The organism is Thalassobacter stenotrophicus (assembly GCF_001458315.1).
Lineage (GTDB): Bacteria > Pseudomonadota > Alphaproteobacteria > Rhodobacterales > Rhodobacteraceae > Thalassobacter > Thalassobacter stenotrophicus.
Window position 1 is genome coordinate 26,406 of the sequence record NZ_CYRX01000005.1, and the last position, 14,504, is coordinate 40,909.

Genomic DNA, 14,504 nt, shown 5'->3' on the forward strand with positions numbered 1-14,504 from the left:
AATCGCTTGGATGGACACAGGCCTCACCCGTAAGGGACCGGGCTTGATGTTGCGCGCCCTCACGGACCGCCCCGATGATCAATCCACCGCCGCAATCGCCGTCCTGGCCGCCGCCACCGCCGATATCCTCGTGCTTAGTGGCATTGATCACGACTACGGCCTGCATGGCGTGCACGCGTTACAGAACCGCTTGACTGAGGCGGGCCAAACCTACCCCCACATCGCCGCGATTTCCCCCATGTCGGGCAAGGCATCCGGTGTGGATATCGACGGCGATGGCCGCCTCAATGAACCCGAAGACGCCCTTGGCTACGGTTGGTTCAGCGGCGAAAACGGGCTCGCGATCCTGTCGAAACTCCCCTTAGGCGCGATTGAAGATCTGGGCCGCGTGCTTTGGGCCGATGTGCCCGGTTCCGCCGCCCGTGACGTGCTATCGGTAACCGCGGCAAACGTAGTCCCCCTTGCCTCAACGGCGCATTGGCGGGTCCCTGTCATGGCCCAAAGCGGCACGTTTGACCTGCTGGCCATGGCCGCAACGCCCCCCGTATTTGACGGCCCCGAGGATCGAAATGGCCTGCGCAACCGTGACCAACTTTTGTTTTGGGCCAATGCCTTGTCCGACGGTGCCTTTACCGCGCCGATCCTCGCGGGCCGCTTCAACCTTGACCCCATGGACGGCGAAGGCCACCGCACCGCACTACGCGCCCTCCTGAGCCACCCCCGCCTTCAGGACCCCGCCCCGATCAGCCCCGGCGGCGCGGTCTTTGAAAGCGACATTCCCAACACAGGCCCCCCCGCGCAGGACACCGCCGCGTGGCAAAAGCCCCCCGGCCCCCTGCGCGTGGATTACATCCTGCCCAGCCGTGACTGGACCCTCATTGACAGCGGGGTCCTGTGGCCCGCCCCCGATGACCCTTTTGCCGAAACGGTGGCACAAGCAGGCGCGGACCGTTTGGTCTGGGTGACCGTCACGCGCTAACAGATGCCGCCCATTCTTGACCCCGGGGCAGACCTCCGCTACCCACCGCTGCGATATATAACGCAGTGCAAGGAGCGCCCGCATGTCCAACCCTTCCCTCCTGATTTTGCCCGGTGACGGGATTGGCGCCGAGGTCATGGCCGAAGTGCAGCGCGTCATCGGCTGGTTCGGGGACAAACGCGGGCTGGCTTTCGATGTCAGCGAAGACCTTGTGGGCGGTGCGGCCTATGACGCGCACGGCACGCCGCTGCATGACGACACGATGGCCCGCGCCCAAGAGGTCGACGCAGTCCTTCTGGGCGCCGTCGGCGGCCCCAAGTACGACGATCTCGATTTCTCCGTAAAGCCAGAGCGCGGCCTGCTGCGCCTGCGCAAGGAAATGGACCTGTTCGCAAACCTGCGCCCCGCGCAATGCTTTGACGCCTTGGCCGATTTCTCCTCGCTGAAAAAGGACATCGTTGCGGGTCTCGACATCATGATCGTGCGCGAATTGACCTCCGGCTCCTACTTCGGTGAGCCGCGCGGCATCTTCGAAGAAGATGGCCAGCGCGTGGGCATCAACACCCAACGCTACACCGAAGCGGAGATCGACCGCGTCGCGCGCTCCGCGTTCGAACTGGCCCGTCGCCGCAACGGCAAGGTCTGCTCGATGGAAAAAGCCAACGTGATGGAGTCGGGCATTCTGTGGCGCGAAGTCGTCACGGCCGTCCACAAGGACTACGCCGATGTTGAGCTGAGCCACATGTACGCCGACAACGGCGCGATGCAGCTGGTGCGCGCACCCAAACAATTCGACGTCATCCTGACCGACAACCTGTTTGGCGACATCTTGTCCGACTGTGCCGCGATGTTGACCGGCTCGTTGGGTATGTTGCCCTCCGCCTCGCTGGGTGCGCCGATGGAAAATGGCCGCCCCAAAGCACTGTATGAGCCCGTCCACGGCTCCGCGCCTGATATCATGGGCCAAGGCAAAGCGAACCCGATCGCATGTATCCTCAGCTTCGCAATGGCGCTGCGGTATTCGTTCGACCAAGGCACCGAAGCCGCGCGCCTTGAAACCGCGATCGAAGGCGTTTTGGCCGACGGCGTGCGCACTGGCGACCTGCTGGGCGATGCGAATACGACGGCCGTGTCCACATCCGGCATGACCGACGCGATCTTGGCAAAACTCGACGCCTCGCTCTAAGGTCCGGCTGTCGCACCCCCAAAGGCGGCATCAAACGCCCAATAATCATGCGCAAAGGCCCATCCGCCTTTGCGCATTTTTTATGGCGCAAACGCGCGCCCAATGCCCGCGCTCAAAATCAAGCCTTGCCGAAAACCAAACACAGGCGCAGGTATAGCGGGACCGCACGCACCAAAAACCCAAAGCTCTGATATGTCGTCTGCACCCTCTTCCTCTTTGTCCGGGCTTCTTCTGGGCCTCGCCGCATTCGGCGTCTTTGCCACCCACGATATTGCGGTCAAGGCGCTTGGCGGCTCCTACGCGCCCTTCCAAATCGTCTTTTTCAGCGTGCTGTTGGGCTTTCCCCTGGTGACGGTGATGTTGCTGCGGGATGCGACCACCGCAAACCTGCGCCCAAACCGCCCGTGGTGGAGCGGGCTGCGCACGGCGGCGGCCGTTATCACGGGGATATCGGCCTTTTATGCGTTCTCGGTCCTGCCCTTGGCCCAGACCTACGCGCTGTTGTTCGCGACACCGTTGATCATCACCCTGCTCGCCGTACCCATCCTTGGCGAAACCGTGGGCTGGCGGCGGGGCATGGCAGTGATCGTTGGCCTTGTGGGCGTGCTGGTGGTGCTGCAACCGGGGGCAACGGACTTCACGCTTGGGCATGTCGCGGGGCTGACTGCGGCGGGTGCGGGGGCCTTGGCCTCTGTGATCGTGCGCAAAATTGGGCGCGAGGAACGCTCCGCCGTTTTGATGCTCTATCCGATGGTCGCAAATGTGGTCGTCATGGGGGCGCTTTTGCCGTTCTTTTACAAACCCATGCCCTTGCAGGATTTCGGGCTGGTCGTCGTGGTCGCGGTCTTTGGATTTGTGGCGACCCTGTGCCTGATCGGCGCGTATCGCCGGGCCGATGCCGCCCTCGTGGCTCCGATGCAGTATTCCCAGATCATCTGGGCGGCGGTCTATGGCTGGCTATTCTTCGACGAGGCGATCAACGCCTCAACCATCCTTGGCGTCGGGATCATCATCGCCAGCGGGCTGTATATTGTCCTGCGCGAAGCGCGCGGCGGCGGGTCCGCCACAACCCCGGTTTTACGCACACGCTCACGGCCCGAAACAGGCACCGCCCCCCGCGTCAGCCCAATGCTAACTGAGGCGGAAAAGGACGCCAGCCTGTAGTAGCGCTCCCAGGTCATTCCCCCTTGGAGATTGTGGCGACAGATGTGACCTTAGCTGCATCAAGCAAACAATTGTCGAGCAGACCTAAGTATTGGTTGAGACGAATAAAATCGATCTCGGTGCGCGGCGGCGCTCCTTCTGCTTTGTCACTAGCAACCCTCGCCCCCTCCTCGTTGCGCCCAACACCCGCCAAAAGAGCGTCTCGTATGGTGGTGAAATCTGCTACATCGCGCACCAATGCTTCACGCGTTATAATGCGGATTTCTTCCACCGCGCCGTAGGTGGCAGCCCGGGCCATACTCTTAGTCGGCCCTGTCGAACGCGCCAACAAAAAGCGCCCCATATTGGCCGTCGTGGCCACACAATTCATGCGTTTGGACGCGATATAGATGCCCTTAATTGTGTCTTTGGACACCGTGCGCGACGCCACCGAAGTGCTCGCCACCCCCACTAGCCCCCGGTTCGCAAGCGCCACATCCGACGCGCTGCCCACAGCCCCAACCACAAAGCTGCCAGCCGCCAAATAAGTCAAAACGGCTGCCACATTTTGCCCCTCGGTGGCTTCGCGCGCCGCTTTCCTATAGGCCATCGATAGCGCTTCACTGTGCTCCGCCAAGGTCTTCAAATCGCTAGTTGAAGTGACCGGCTTGCTTTCCAATACCGCGTCCTCTTCCCGCAGCAGGCTCTTCTCTGCACAACCTGCCCCCAAAACGCACATAACAACGGCGACTGTCCAAGCCCGCATGGGACCCTCCATACTCATTAACCAACAACGGAGATATATTATCAGGCCGCGTTAACTTTTTGGGGTCAGGTTTTCCTTACCGCAGCGCATGGGTCAAAACGCAAAAGGGCCGCCCTAAGGCGACCCTAATGTTCAGGTTTGCACGCCCTCGTTAGGCGTTTTCACTCGGCAGACGCGCGGCCTCGGCGTAGGGCACATTCACGCCCCCATAGCGCCGTACTCGCAGGTTGCATTGCTCTGCGTGGCCCGCGAACCCCTCAAGCATACACAGCCGTGAACCATAGGCCCCAATTTGCGCCGCGGCCTCATCGGTTGTGACCTTTTGATAACTATGCGTCTTGAGGAACTTACCCACCCAAAGACCGCCCGTATACCGGCCTGCTTTCTTGGTGGGCAGCGTGTGGTTCGTTCCGATAACCTTGTCACCATTGGCCACGTTGGTGCGCGGCCCCAAGAACAGCGCACCGTAACATGTCATATGTTCAAGGAACCAATCATCGCGGTCCGTCATGACCTGAACATGCTCGGACGCGATGTCATCCGCCACGGCCAGCATCTCATCATAGGTGTCGCACAAGATCACTTCGCCGTAGTCGCGCCAACTGACCGAAGCGGTGTCCGCCGTAGGCAGGATCTCTAGCAGCCGGTCGATCTCCCGCAGGGTGTCCTCCGCCAGTTTGCGCGAATTCGTGAGCAACACGGCCGGCGAGTTATAGCCATGCTCGGCCTGCCCCAACAAATCCGTCGCGCACATTTCGGCGTCAACAGTGTCATCGGCAATCACCATCGTTTCGGTTGGGCCTGCGAACAGGTCGATGCCTACGCGGCCAAACAATTGGCGCTTGGCCTCTGCGACAAAGGCGTTGCCGGGGCCGACCAACAGATGCACGGGGTCAATCGTTTCCGTCCCGATCGCCATCGCGCCCACGGCCTGAATACCACCGAGGACATAGATTTCATGCGCGCCGCCCATATGCATCGCGGCAATCACAGCAGGGTTCGGCACCCCGTTGAACGGCGGCGTACAGGCGATGATCCGAGGCACGCCTGCCACACTGGCCGTCGCCACCGACATATGCGCCGAGGCAACCATCGGGAACTTACCGCCCGGAACGTAGCAGCCCACGGATTGCACGGGGATATTCTTGTGGCCCAAAATCACGCCGGGCATCGTCTCGACCTCAACATCGAGCATGCTATCGCGCTGCACTTGGGCAAAGGCACGCACCTGATCCTGTGCGAATTTGATATCCGCCATATCCTCGGGTGAAACTTGGGCGACAATCGCCTCAATTTCGGCCTCGCTCAGCCGGTAGCTTTCACGATCAAAGCCGTCGAACTTGTTGGCCAATTCGCGCACAGCCGTGTCGCCGCGCGTCTCAATATCGCGCAGCGTGGCGGCCACGATTTCGGCGGTTTTGGCGTCATCATCGGCACGAACATCATCCGAAATGCCGCGCTTGAGGTAAGTGATCGTCATGGGCTTGGCTCCGTTTTGCAAATCGCAATTGCATACCTATGCAACGCTAGTCCAAGCACGCGGGCCAAGCAAGCCATTCACCAACGAAAAACCCCCGACGCGCGGCCGGGGGTTTTCAATGTTTCAACAGGATTTTCGCCTGAAGATTTACGCAGGCCTTAGTCCGCGCCGTGGACCGAGATTTGCGCATCTGAAGGTGGGTTAAAAACCTTTTGCACCGCAAAGATCGCCCCCGTCAGAACCACGCCGATGACGTCCGTGACCCAGCTGCCTTCGATCATGAACAGCGCCGCAAGGATCAGGGCGGCACGGATGAACCACGCCACGCGCGCCCCCGCGAACCAGCCCTGCACACCAGAGCTTAGCAGGAACACCCCAAACACCGCCGTCACACCCGCAAGGCCCACTTCAAACCACGTGCCATCCATCAGGATCGCAGAGTTGTAGAAGAACATGAACGGCACGATGAACGCCGCGATGCCGATCTTGAACGACGCCACCGAGGTCTCCATCGGGTTGGCCCCCGATATCCCCGCCGCCGCGTAACTGGCCAACGCCACAGGCGGCGTAATGGCCGAGACAACGGCAAAGTAGAACACAAAGAAGTGCGCCGTCAGCTGCGGGATACCCAGCTGCACCAGACCCGGTGCCACCACGCTTGCCGCCACCGCATAGGCCGCTGTCGTCGGCATGCCCATGCCCAAGAGGATCGCGATACACATCGCAAAGAACAGCGCCAGCAGTTGCGACACACCCGCAAGGTTCAACAGAACGCTTGAGAACCGCGCCCCCACACCCGTCAGGGAAATCACACCCACGATGATACCTGCACAGGCACACACCGCGATGATCTGGATCGACATGACACCCGCCAGTTCCAACCCCTTGAGCATCCCGCTCAGGCCCAGACCCTGTTGCTCCGATTTGCCGGCCATCTCGATGTAGGTGACATAGACAAACGTCACCGCCACTAGGGCCGAGATGATCAGCGACAGGTTCGTGATCAACGCAGGCGATGGCGCGCCGGGCTCTGCGGGCGTGATAGTGACATAGGCCACCGTCAGGACCACGGTCAGAACCGCAATCGCCAAGACCAACAGACGCTGCAACGTGAACCCCGCCTGCTTGAGCGAGAAATGCTCAGGCGTGGCCCAACTGACGACAACAGCCGCCACCGTGGCCAAGGTCCCAGCCCGGATCACCGAATAGCCCATGAACAGCGCGACGATCAAAATGATAATCGGCAGGAACAGGAACACACGGCGCACCATGGCGCGGAACTTGGGCAGTTCATCTTCGCGCATCCCGCGCATGCCCAGTTTGGCGGCCTCAAAATCGACCATAAAGTAGATCGACGCGAAATAGAGGATCGCCGGGATAATCGCCGCAATGGCGATGTCGGTGTAGGGGATGCCCGTGATCTCGGCCATGATGAAGGCGCCTGCCCCCATGATCGGCGGCATGATCTGCCCGCCTGTTGAGGCCGCAGCCTCAACCGCGCCGGCGGTTTTCTTGTGGTAGCCAACCTTTTTCATCAACGGGATCGTTAGCGAACCAGTGGCCACCACGTTACCCGCAGATGTGCCGTTGATCATACCCATCAGGCCAGAGGCGAAAATCGCCACCTTGGCCGGACCACCCCGGGCGCGCCCTGCGGCGGCGAAGGCGAAGTTCACAAAGTAATCCCCCACCTTGGACGCCTGTAGGAATGCCGCAAAGATGATGAACAGAATGATGTAGGTCGAGGACACAGCCGTGGTTGGCCCAAGGATCCCGGCGTCGGTGTAGACTTGGCTAAAGAACCGCGTCCACGCAATGTCAGGCGCATTCAGGAACCCCGGCAGCATTTCACCGGTGAAAACATACACCAAGAACACGCCCGAAATGATGATCAGGGCAAGGCCCGCCACCCGGCGCGTCAGTTCCATGATCAGGGCCACACCCGCAACAGCCGCCAGCGAAATCCCGATGGGCGCAAAGGGCGTGCCCGTCGAGTTGCGCATCAACGTGCCATAGATCGTGATGAAATAGGTCGCCGCTGCGATCCCGCACAGGCCCAACAACAGGTCGGCGGGCACAATCTGGCCCCGCGCCCGTGTGCGGACCCAGCCGATCACGATGCCACCCGCAGTCGCGGCCAGCAAAGGCACGCCAAAGTGCCAGATCTCACGCGATTTGATGCCCGGATCAATACCGTTCCAAGCGACACCACCCGCGATGTCCGAGGCAAAGCCCAGCGCCGTCCACAGCGCATAGAACGCTGGCAGCATCAGGCCATAGGCCGCGTAGTCCAGAACCGAATGACCCGACGCCTCTGCGTCATCATCCGGGAACGACCGGCCCGAAAAGAGGATAAAGCCAAGGATCAACGCGCCCGCAATGTGCACGATGCGGAAGTTCCAAGTCTCTAGGGGAAAGGATGGCAACAGCGGGATCGTGATCCCGGTCCATGCTGCGATCGACACGCCATTCAGCGCGGCCATGTGGAAGCCCGCATAAAACGCGGAAAGAGCCGCGACCAGAATATACGTGCGTCCCGTAAACAGGCGACGGTTGGATTCGACGGGTTCGTCGTCCACACCTTCGGCAATCACGGGGCTATCGGTGGTTTGATTGGTCATGGCGTCCCTCGCTCATATGTTGGACGCCCGAGGTCTGACGCGCGGGTCGCCCAAAAGCCCCCCGCCGCTTGGCGCGGCGAGAGGTTATCATCGTAATCTAAGGCGATTAGCCGCCGTAGATCATGTCAGCGGCAATGGATGCCCCTGCGTTTTCGTTGAACCATTTGGCCGCACCGGGGTGCCACATCAGAACACCGTTTTTGTCCCAGTTGGCGGGCACTGTGGAACGGGCTGCTTTGTGGATGCCGAGCATACGCTCGTTGTCGGACATAACGACGTCGACAACGGCTTCTACGAAGCTCTCGGGCAGATCACAGTTGGCGATCGAGAAGTTCCACATCGACACGGAACGCGCATCGGCTTCCAGTGTGGTGTAGGTGCTTGCTGCGATGTCGAACTGCGAAACCGGGAAAGTTTCGAGGATCTTGGCTTGCTCAGCTTCGGTGAACTCGATGATGTTGACGTCCGTTTGGACCTCAAGCTGCGACACGGCGGGCACAGGCACACCAGCCGCAAACGCGATCACGTCCAGCAGACCATCCTGAAGCTGACCACCAAGGTCAGTCCAACCACCGTTGCGACGCTCAAAGTCGACGCCCAGTGTTTCCATCATGCGTGGGAAGTATGTGTCGGACGTCGAACCAGCAGGACCGAAACCGATTTTCGCGCCAGCGGGGATGTCCGCAACCGATGTGATGCCCGACGATGTCAGCGCAGTCACCGAGAATGGTGTCTGGTACATTGGGAACATCGCGCAGGCTTTGTCCATTGCAAGGCCGGGTGCGATTGGGTTGGTGCCGTTCAGCGATTCCGCTGCTGGGCCCATTGTGGTCATGCCGAATGCGGCTTCACCTGTGTGCACCAGCGCCATGTTCTGCATGGGGCCACCAGTGACTTCGCCGCCGCCGGTCAGGCCCAGCTCTTCTGCCACGAGGTTCGCCCAGCCGGAGCCGTAGGCAAAGTAGGTGCCGCCCTGCGACGCCGTACCAACGGTGAAGCTGGTGGGCCAGTCTGTGCGGTCCACGTGACCGTCGGCGAATGCTTGACCTGCGAACACAACAGTTGTCGCAGCCAGAAGTGTCGTGAGTTTCATATAACTCTCTCCCTTAAAGTTTTGTGGGGGCGTTTGATCGCGTCCCACCTGTCTCCCGGCCCGATGGTTTGGGCCAGCTCCCTGAGATCAGGATGCGCGCATGGAGGCGGGCAATGCCCCATCACGCAAGCGATGATTGCGCGGATTCGCATTTTGAGCATCAAGGCGCCCAGCCAATGGGTCACATTCGGAACATGGTGGCGCTAACGGTGGGTCGTTTGGGTGACACTCCTGCGGTTTGCGCGACGCTTAGGTATAGCTTTCGCGGTCCAACCCATGGCGCTGCATCTTCTCATACAGGGCTTTGCGGCTGATCCCGAGGCTCTCATATGTGGGCTTAAGGGCGCCGTTGTGTGCCGACAGCGCAGCAGCGACAAGCGCGCGCTCATGGGCTGCCATTTGCGTGGCCAAGGTCTCATCACTGGCGGATGGGGCTGCGGCCTCGGCGGTTGGGCCAAAGCCCAGAACAAACCGATCCGCCGCATTGCGCAGCTCACGCACATTGCCCGGCCAGTCCTGCGTGGCGACCTGCGCCAGCACCGCGTCGCGCACATCCGGCACGGGGCGTTTGTAACGGGTCGCGGCCTCGCCCACCAGGTGCATGAACAATTGCGGCACATCCTCGCGCCGCGCACTTAGGGGCGGCACATGCAGGGTTACAACGTTCAACCGGTAATACAGATCGGCCCGAAAACTGCCCGCCTCAACCGCAGCATCCAGCGGTGCCTTGGCCGCCGCAAGGAACCGCACGTCCAGATCCACGGGTTCATTGCTGCCCAACCGGGTAATCTGCCGGTTCTGGATCGCATGCAAAAACTTGGCCTGCACGTCCACGGGCAGGCTATCGATCTCATCCAAGAAAACGGTGCCGCCACGGGCGAACTCCAACTTCCCAAAGCGGGGCTTCAGCGCGCCGGGAAACGCGCCCGCCTCATGGCCAAACAGCTCGGATTCGACCAAATCTTTGGGCATAGCGGCGCAGTTGATATGCACAAACGGGCGGTCATGCCGGGGGCTGGCGCGGTGCAGGGCGCGGGCGACAATCTCTTTGCCTGTACCGGTGGCCCCCGTGATCAACGCGTCGGCCTCGGTCTCGGCCACGGCCCGCACCTGCGTGCGCAGCGCGACCATCGCAGCCGACCGCCCGATCAGCCGCGCCTCAACCACATCGCGCCCACCGACCTGATTGCGCAACGCGCGGTTTTCCAACGTCAGGCGGCGTTTATCCAAAGCTCGGCGCACGGTGGCCACCAGATGCTTGGGGTCATAGGGCTTTTCGAGGAAATCATAGGCCCCGTCCCGCATCGCCTGCACCGCAAGCTCAACATCGCCATTGCCCGTCACGATGATCACCGGCAGGGCGGGGTCAATCTCAAGCGCCGCACGCAGGAGGGCCATGCCGTCCATACCGGGCATCCGAATATCTGTGACCAAAATCCCCGGAAAATCGCGCGCAACGCGGGACAGGGCCAAATCCGCCTCCGGCAGGGCCGTGACCGGCAGATCAGCCAATTCCAACGTTTGGCTGGCCGCGATGCGCAGGTCTTCTTCGTCATCGACAAACAGGATTGTCTCGCTCATTCCGCCGCCTCCTGCACGCCCTCAGCCGCGCGCAAATCCACGCCAAACACCGCACCACCCTCAGGGTGATTACGGCCCCATAGGGTGCCGCCAAAATCACGTACAATATTAAATGAAATCGACAAGCCCAGCCCAAGGCCTTTGCCGGTTTCTTTGGTGGTAAAGAAAGGGTCGAACATCTGGCTCTGGGCATCTTGGGGGATGCCGGCCCCAAAATCGCGCACCGTCACCTGCCAGCCGCCCTCCAAGGGCGCCGCCCCTAACACGACGCGCCCCCCGGGCCCCGAGGCATCCGCCGCATTCGTAAGGAGGTTCACAACCACCTGTTGCAACCTCACATGCCCACCGTTTACCACCGCCGCAGCCTCTGGCCCCGCGATATCCAACGTGATCGCGTCACGCTTTAGGCGCGGCTCAACCACGGCCACGGCGTCCTCTATAATCTTGTCCAAGGCGACCGGGCCGCTGGCCTCATCGGGGCGACGAGCAAAGTTCCGCAAATGCTTTGAAATTCGCGCCATCCGGTCGGCCAACCCGCTAATACGGGTGATATTCTCACGCGCCTGTTGGGTCTGGCCTCGGTCCAGAAAACTGCCCGCGTTTTCCGCGTAGCTTTTGACGGCGGCAAGCGGTTGGTTAAACTCATGGCTTAGGGCCGCGGACATCTGGCCAAGTGCGGACAACTTACCCGCCTGCACAAGGCTCGCTTGGGTGCGGCGCAACTCGGCCTCCGTGGCGCGCCGCTCCTCTACCTCAATGCGCAGGGCATCGGTTCGCTCGCGGACCCGGGCCTCCAACTCGCGCTGAACGGCCGCCGCCTGCAACCCACGCTGCCGCCACGCGGCCACCGCAAGGATTGCGAACAAACCCACGAGCGCGAACACCGCCAACACCCACATCGCCTGGGTCCGCGCCCCCGCCGTGGGCACCAATGACGTCACGGACCAGCCTGCCGTTTCGATTACCTCCGCCGAGGAGGCGACGTATTCCATGCCCCCCACCGTCGCGATATCCGCCGATCCGCTCAGCGCGCGGCGCTGCATATCCAACGGCGTCAGCTGATCCAGCGGGTACTGCCGGTTCAGCGCGATGGCCTTTAGCTTTTCATCATCCAACCGCTGGGTCGTGCGAAAATGCCAAGGCCGCTGCGACGACATCGCCACAACCCCATTCACATCCGTCACGATCACCTCTGAGGCCGCACCCCGCCAGTTTTCCTCAAACGCATCCACGGTGAATTTTACGGCCACAACGCCCACAATCTCGGGCCCATCCCGCACCGGGGTCGCGTAAAAATACCCCCGCTCGCCCGAGGTGGTCCCTAGTGCGAAATACCGCCCCAAGCCCCCATCAAGGGCCTGCGTAAAGTAGGGGCGGAAGCTGAAATTATTGCCGATAAACGACCCCTCCCCCTTGTAGTAATTCGAGGCCGCAAGCGCAGTGCCATCCACGCCCATCACGTAAACATCGGACGCCGAAACAGCGAGCGCGGTGTTCAACAGTTCTGTGTTGGCGGCTGCCACCGCGCCGGGGGCCCCGGGCGCGCGCAGCAACGCCCCAAGCGTCGGGGACTGCGCGATCAGATGCGGCAGCGGGGCATATCGATCCAACGCCGCCCGTAACGAGTCGCTCGCCAGCCGCAGCGTGACCTCGTTTTGCTCGGCGGCTTGCAGCAGGAAATACCGCTCCAACCGGGGCCAGACCAGTACCCAAAGGGCCGTCAGCATCGCCACCAGCACCACCGCAACTTGCAGGTTCAACGCAGCCCGAAGGCGCGGTTTTTTCGACGCAAATACCATGGCGCAAAGCTACGCCAAGTTCACCGCTCGCACCAGCGATTGCGCACATGCCTATTTTTTCACCAAACGCGTCAAAACACAGGCAGATGAGCGAAAAGTAGGCAGCGGATGGCAGCCCGCCCGTCGCACTTTGGCGAACTCCTGAGATAGTTAACCCTCATTGGGGGACGAACCGATCACCGAACTGCACACCATAACAACGCCCAGCCAACCCCGCGCCCGCGGCGAGGCTCAGGTCACGGCCAAGGCCCGCGATGGGGCCAGCGTCATCGCAAGCCTGCGGCAGGCGGGCTCGTCCAAGCTGGTGTTTCCGCGCGGCGGTGCCGGATTGCAGGCTGTTTTGGTCAACACCGCAGGCGGCATCACCGGGGGCGATCGGTTCGCCCTTTCGGCGACGGCGGGGCCGGACACGCAGCTAACCCTTACCACCCAAGCCGCGGAACGCGCCTATGGCGCACAGCCCGGTGAAACGGGCCGCGTGACCAATAGGCTTCGCGTGTCTGAGGGCGCGCAGCTCAATTGGCTCCCCCAAGAAACAATCTTGTTTGAAAACAGCTGCGTGCGCCGTGACATGAAAGTCGATCTGCACGAAACGGCGCGCTTTATGTTTGTCGAATCCCTCGTGCTGGGCCGGGTCGCCATGGGCGAGACGTTGCACAACGCCGCCTTCCACGACCGGGTCGAAATCCGCCGTGCAGGCGCGCTTATTTTTGCGGACGCCATGGCACTGAGCGGAGATGTCAGCGCCCAAATGGCGCAAGCCGCAGGCGGCGCTGGCGCTCTGGCCAGTGTGATCCTCGCGGCCCCAAACGCTGAGGCGCTGCTGACACCCGTGCGCGCCGTCCTTAACTCCACATCCGGCGCCTCGCTTCTGGCGCCGGACCTGCTTCACCTGCGCCTCTTGGCGCCCGATGGATTTGGCCTCCGCCAAACGCTCCTTCCGGCCCTGCGGCTCCTTAGCCACGGCCCCCTGCCCCGCACTTGGATGATCTGACATGCAACTCACCCCCCGCGAAAAAGACAAACTGCTGGTCGCAATGGCGGCCGAAGTCGCCCGCAAACGGCTCGCCCGTGGCGTCAAACTGAACCACCCCGAGGCCATCGCCCTCATCACCGAGGCCGTGGTCGAGGGCGCGCGCGACGGCCGCTCCGTGGCGGATATGATGGAGGCCGGTGCCCAAGTCCTAACCCGCGATCACGTGATGGACGGCATCGCCGAGATGATCCACGAAATTCAGGTCGAAGCGACCTTTCCCGACGGCACCAAACTGGTCACCGTTCACAATCCCATCCGCTAGGAGGCCGCTGCGATGATCCCCGGAGAACTCTTGCCCGCTGAGGGCGATCTGACGCTCAACCCCGGCACCCAGGCCGTCACCCTGATGGTCGCCAACACCGGCGACCGCCCCGTGCAGGTCGGCAGCCACTATCATTTCGCAGAGGCCAACTTTGCGCTGGAGTTCGACCGCGCGGCAGCACATGGCCTGCGGCTCGACATCGCGGCGGGCACTGCCATTCGTTTTGAACCCGGCCAACGCCGGGAGGTGCCGCTCATCCCCATTGGGGGCGCGCGCCGTGTTTTTGGTTTCAATCAACAGGTCATGGGAGACCTCTAATGCGTACCGAGTTAAGCCCTTTTGCCCCCCATTACGCCGTCACATGGCCGCTCGATTTCTGGGCGCCCTCACTGCAAGCCGCCCGCGTTTTGGCACAAGCCAACTTCGAGATGACCTTGCGCTTTATGAACACGGCCTCCGCGCTGAACCCCTACCTCCGACCATTGCAACGCACCGCACCCCGGCACGCTTAACGCCGCCGCTCCTGCCTGCCCACGCACTGCCCCAAAGGACACGACC

At 61.8% G+C, this 14,504-nt stretch carries 13 protein-coding genes; 7 read left to right on the forward strand and 6 right to left on the reverse strand.

The window, feature by feature from the left end; all coding sequences use genetic code 11:
• Positions 1-46: 46 nt before the first annotated feature.
• The 3 genes from THS5294_RS00310 to THS5294_RS00320 all read left to right on the forward strand — a co-directional run bounded on the left by THS5294_RS00310 (position 47) and on the right by THS5294_RS00320 (position 3,329).
• A complete protein-coding gene (locus THS5294_RS00310; RefSeq protein ID WP_199484371.1) occupies positions 47-979 on the forward strand; it encodes an endonuclease/exonuclease/phosphatase family protein in 933 nt (310 codons plus the stop codon).
• 82 nt (positions 980-1,061) lie between these two features.
• Positions 1,062-2,165 carry a 3-isopropylmalate dehydrogenase gene (leuB, locus tag THS5294_RS00315; protein ID WP_038006241.1) on the forward strand — a complete coding sequence of 368 codons (1,104 nt, stop codon included), beginning with the start codon at positions 1,062-1,064 and terminating at the stop codon, positions 2,163-2,165.
• Between the two features lie 192 nt (positions 2,166-2,357).
• Positions 2,358-3,329 carry a DMT family transporter gene (locus THS5294_RS00320; protein ID WP_038006622.1) on the forward strand — a complete coding sequence of 324 codons (972 nt, stop codon included), beginning with the start codon at positions 2,358-2,360 and terminating at the stop codon, positions 3,327-3,329.
• Between the two features lie 13 nt (positions 3,330-3,342).
• Here THS5294_RS00320 and THS5294_RS00325 read toward each other — a convergent pair whose 3' ends face one another.
• The 6 genes from THS5294_RS00325 to THS5294_RS00350 form a co-directional block, all read right to left on the reverse strand.
• Entirely contained in the window at positions 3,343-4,074 is a 732-nt protein-coding gene (locus THS5294_RS00325) for a hypothetical protein (protein ID WP_072936795.1), read from the reverse strand.
• Positions 4,075-4,225: 151 nt separating this feature from the next.
• A complete protein-coding gene (hisD, locus tag THS5294_RS00330) occupies positions 4,226-5,554 on the reverse strand; it encodes a histidinol dehydrogenase (RefSeq protein ID WP_058122156.1) in 1,329 nt (442 codons plus the stop codon).
• Between the two features lie 158 nt (positions 5,555-5,712).
• Complete coding sequence (locus tag THS5294_RS00335) at positions 5,713-8,175, reverse strand: TRAP transporter permease (protein WP_058122157.1); 2,463 nt, start codon at positions 8,173-8,175, stop codon at positions 5,713-5,715.
• A gap of 106 nt (positions 8,176-8,281) precedes the next feature.
• Positions 8,282-9,268, reverse strand: a complete 987-nt coding sequence (locus tag THS5294_RS00340; RefSeq protein ID WP_038006231.1) for a TAXI family TRAP transporter solute-binding subunit — start codon at positions 9,266-9,268, stop codon at positions 8,282-8,284.
• A 249-nt stretch (positions 9,269-9,517) separates the two neighbouring features.
• Entirely contained in the window at positions 9,518-10,849 is a 1,332-nt protein-coding gene (locus tag THS5294_RS00345; RefSeq protein WP_038006228.1) for a sigma-54-dependent transcriptional regulator, read from the reverse strand.
• Positions 10,846-12,648, reverse strand: a complete 1,803-nt coding sequence (locus THS5294_RS00350; protein ID WP_058122158.1) for a sensor histidine kinase — start codon at positions 12,646-12,648, stop codon at positions 10,846-10,848. Before THS5294_RS00350 ends, THS5294_RS00345 begins: the two co-directional genes overlap by 4 nt.
• A 160-nt stretch (positions 12,649-12,808) precedes the next feature.
• Here THS5294_RS00350 and THS5294_RS00355 point away from each other — a divergent pair, with 160 nt between their 5' ends.
• Genes THS5294_RS00355 through THS5294_RS00370 form a run of 4 tightly spaced genes read left to right on the forward strand, consistent with a single transcriptional unit; the run spans position 12,809 to position 14,458 of the window.
• Positions 12,809-13,642 carry an urease accessory protein UreD gene (locus THS5294_RS00355; RefSeq protein ID WP_233486368.1) on the forward strand — a complete coding sequence of 278 codons (834 nt, stop codon included), beginning with the start codon at positions 12,809-12,811 and terminating at the stop codon, positions 13,640-13,642.
• A 1-nt stretch (position 13,643) separates the two neighbouring features.
• Positions 13,644-13,946 (forward strand): urease subunit gamma, encoded by a 303-nt coding sequence (locus THS5294_RS00360; RefSeq protein WP_058122159.1) that lies wholly within the window; start codon positions 13,644-13,646, stop codon positions 13,944-13,946.
• A gap of 12 nt (positions 13,947-13,958) precedes the next feature.
• On the forward strand, positions 13,959-14,264 hold the full coding sequence (locus THS5294_RS00365) for an urease subunit beta (RefSeq protein WP_038006225.1): 306 nt from the start codon (positions 13,959-13,961) through the stop codon (positions 14,262-14,264).
• Positions 14,264-14,458, forward strand: coding sequence for a hypothetical protein (locus THS5294_RS00370; RefSeq protein ID WP_058122160.1), 195 nt, complete (start codon positions 14,264-14,266; stop codon positions 14,456-14,458). Before THS5294_RS00365 ends, THS5294_RS00370 begins: the two co-directional genes overlap by 1 nt.
• The last annotated feature ends 46 nt before the right edge of the window (positions 14,459-14,504 follow it).

Excerpts from the sequence above, each read along its gene's own strand:
- THS5294_RS00310 (WP_199484371.1), top strand. The coding sequence starts at position 47 with ATGTTGCGCGCCCTCACGGACCGCCCCGATGATCAATCCACCGCCGCA.
- leuB (WP_038006241.1), top strand. The coding sequence starts at position 1,062 with ATGTCCAACCCTTCCCTCCTGATTTTGCCCGGTGACGGGATTGGCGCC.
- THS5294_RS00320 (WP_038006622.1), top strand. The coding sequence starts at position 2,358 with ATGTCGTCTGCACCCTCTTCCTCTTTGTCCGGGCTTCTTCTGGGCCTC.
- THS5294_RS00325 (WP_072936795.1), bottom strand. The coding sequence starts at position 4,074 with ATGCGGGCTTGGACAGTCGCCGTTGTTATGTGCGTTTTGGGGGCAGGT.
- hisD (WP_058122156.1), bottom strand. The coding sequence starts at position 5,554 with ATGACGATCACTTACCTCAAGCGCGGCATTTCGGATGATGTTCGTGCC.
- THS5294_RS00335 (WP_058122157.1), bottom strand. The coding sequence starts at position 8,175 with ATGACCAATCAAACCACCGATAGCCCCGTGATTGCCGAAGGTGTGGAC.
- THS5294_RS00340 (WP_038006231.1), bottom strand. The coding sequence starts at position 9,268 with ATGAAACTCACGACACTTCTGGCTGCGACAACTGTTGTGTTCGCAGGT.
- THS5294_RS00345 (WP_038006228.1), bottom strand. The coding sequence starts at position 10,849 with ATGAGCGAGACAATCCTGTTTGTCGATGACGAAGAAGACCTGCGCATC.
- THS5294_RS00350 (WP_058122158.1), bottom strand. The coding sequence starts at position 12,648 with ATGGTATTTGCGTCGAAAAAACCGCGCCTTCGGGCTGCGTTGAACCTG.
- THS5294_RS00360 (WP_058122159.1), top strand. The coding sequence starts at position 13,644 with ATGCAACTCACCCCCCGCGAAAAAGACAAACTGCTGGTCGCAATGGCG.
- THS5294_RS00365 (WP_038006225.1), top strand. The coding sequence starts at position 13,959 with ATGATCCCCGGAGAACTCTTGCCCGCTGAGGGCGATCTGACGCTCAAC.
- THS5294_RS00370 (WP_058122160.1), top strand. The coding sequence starts at position 14,264 with ATGCGTACCGAGTTAAGCCCTTTTGCCCCCCATTACGCCGTCACATGG.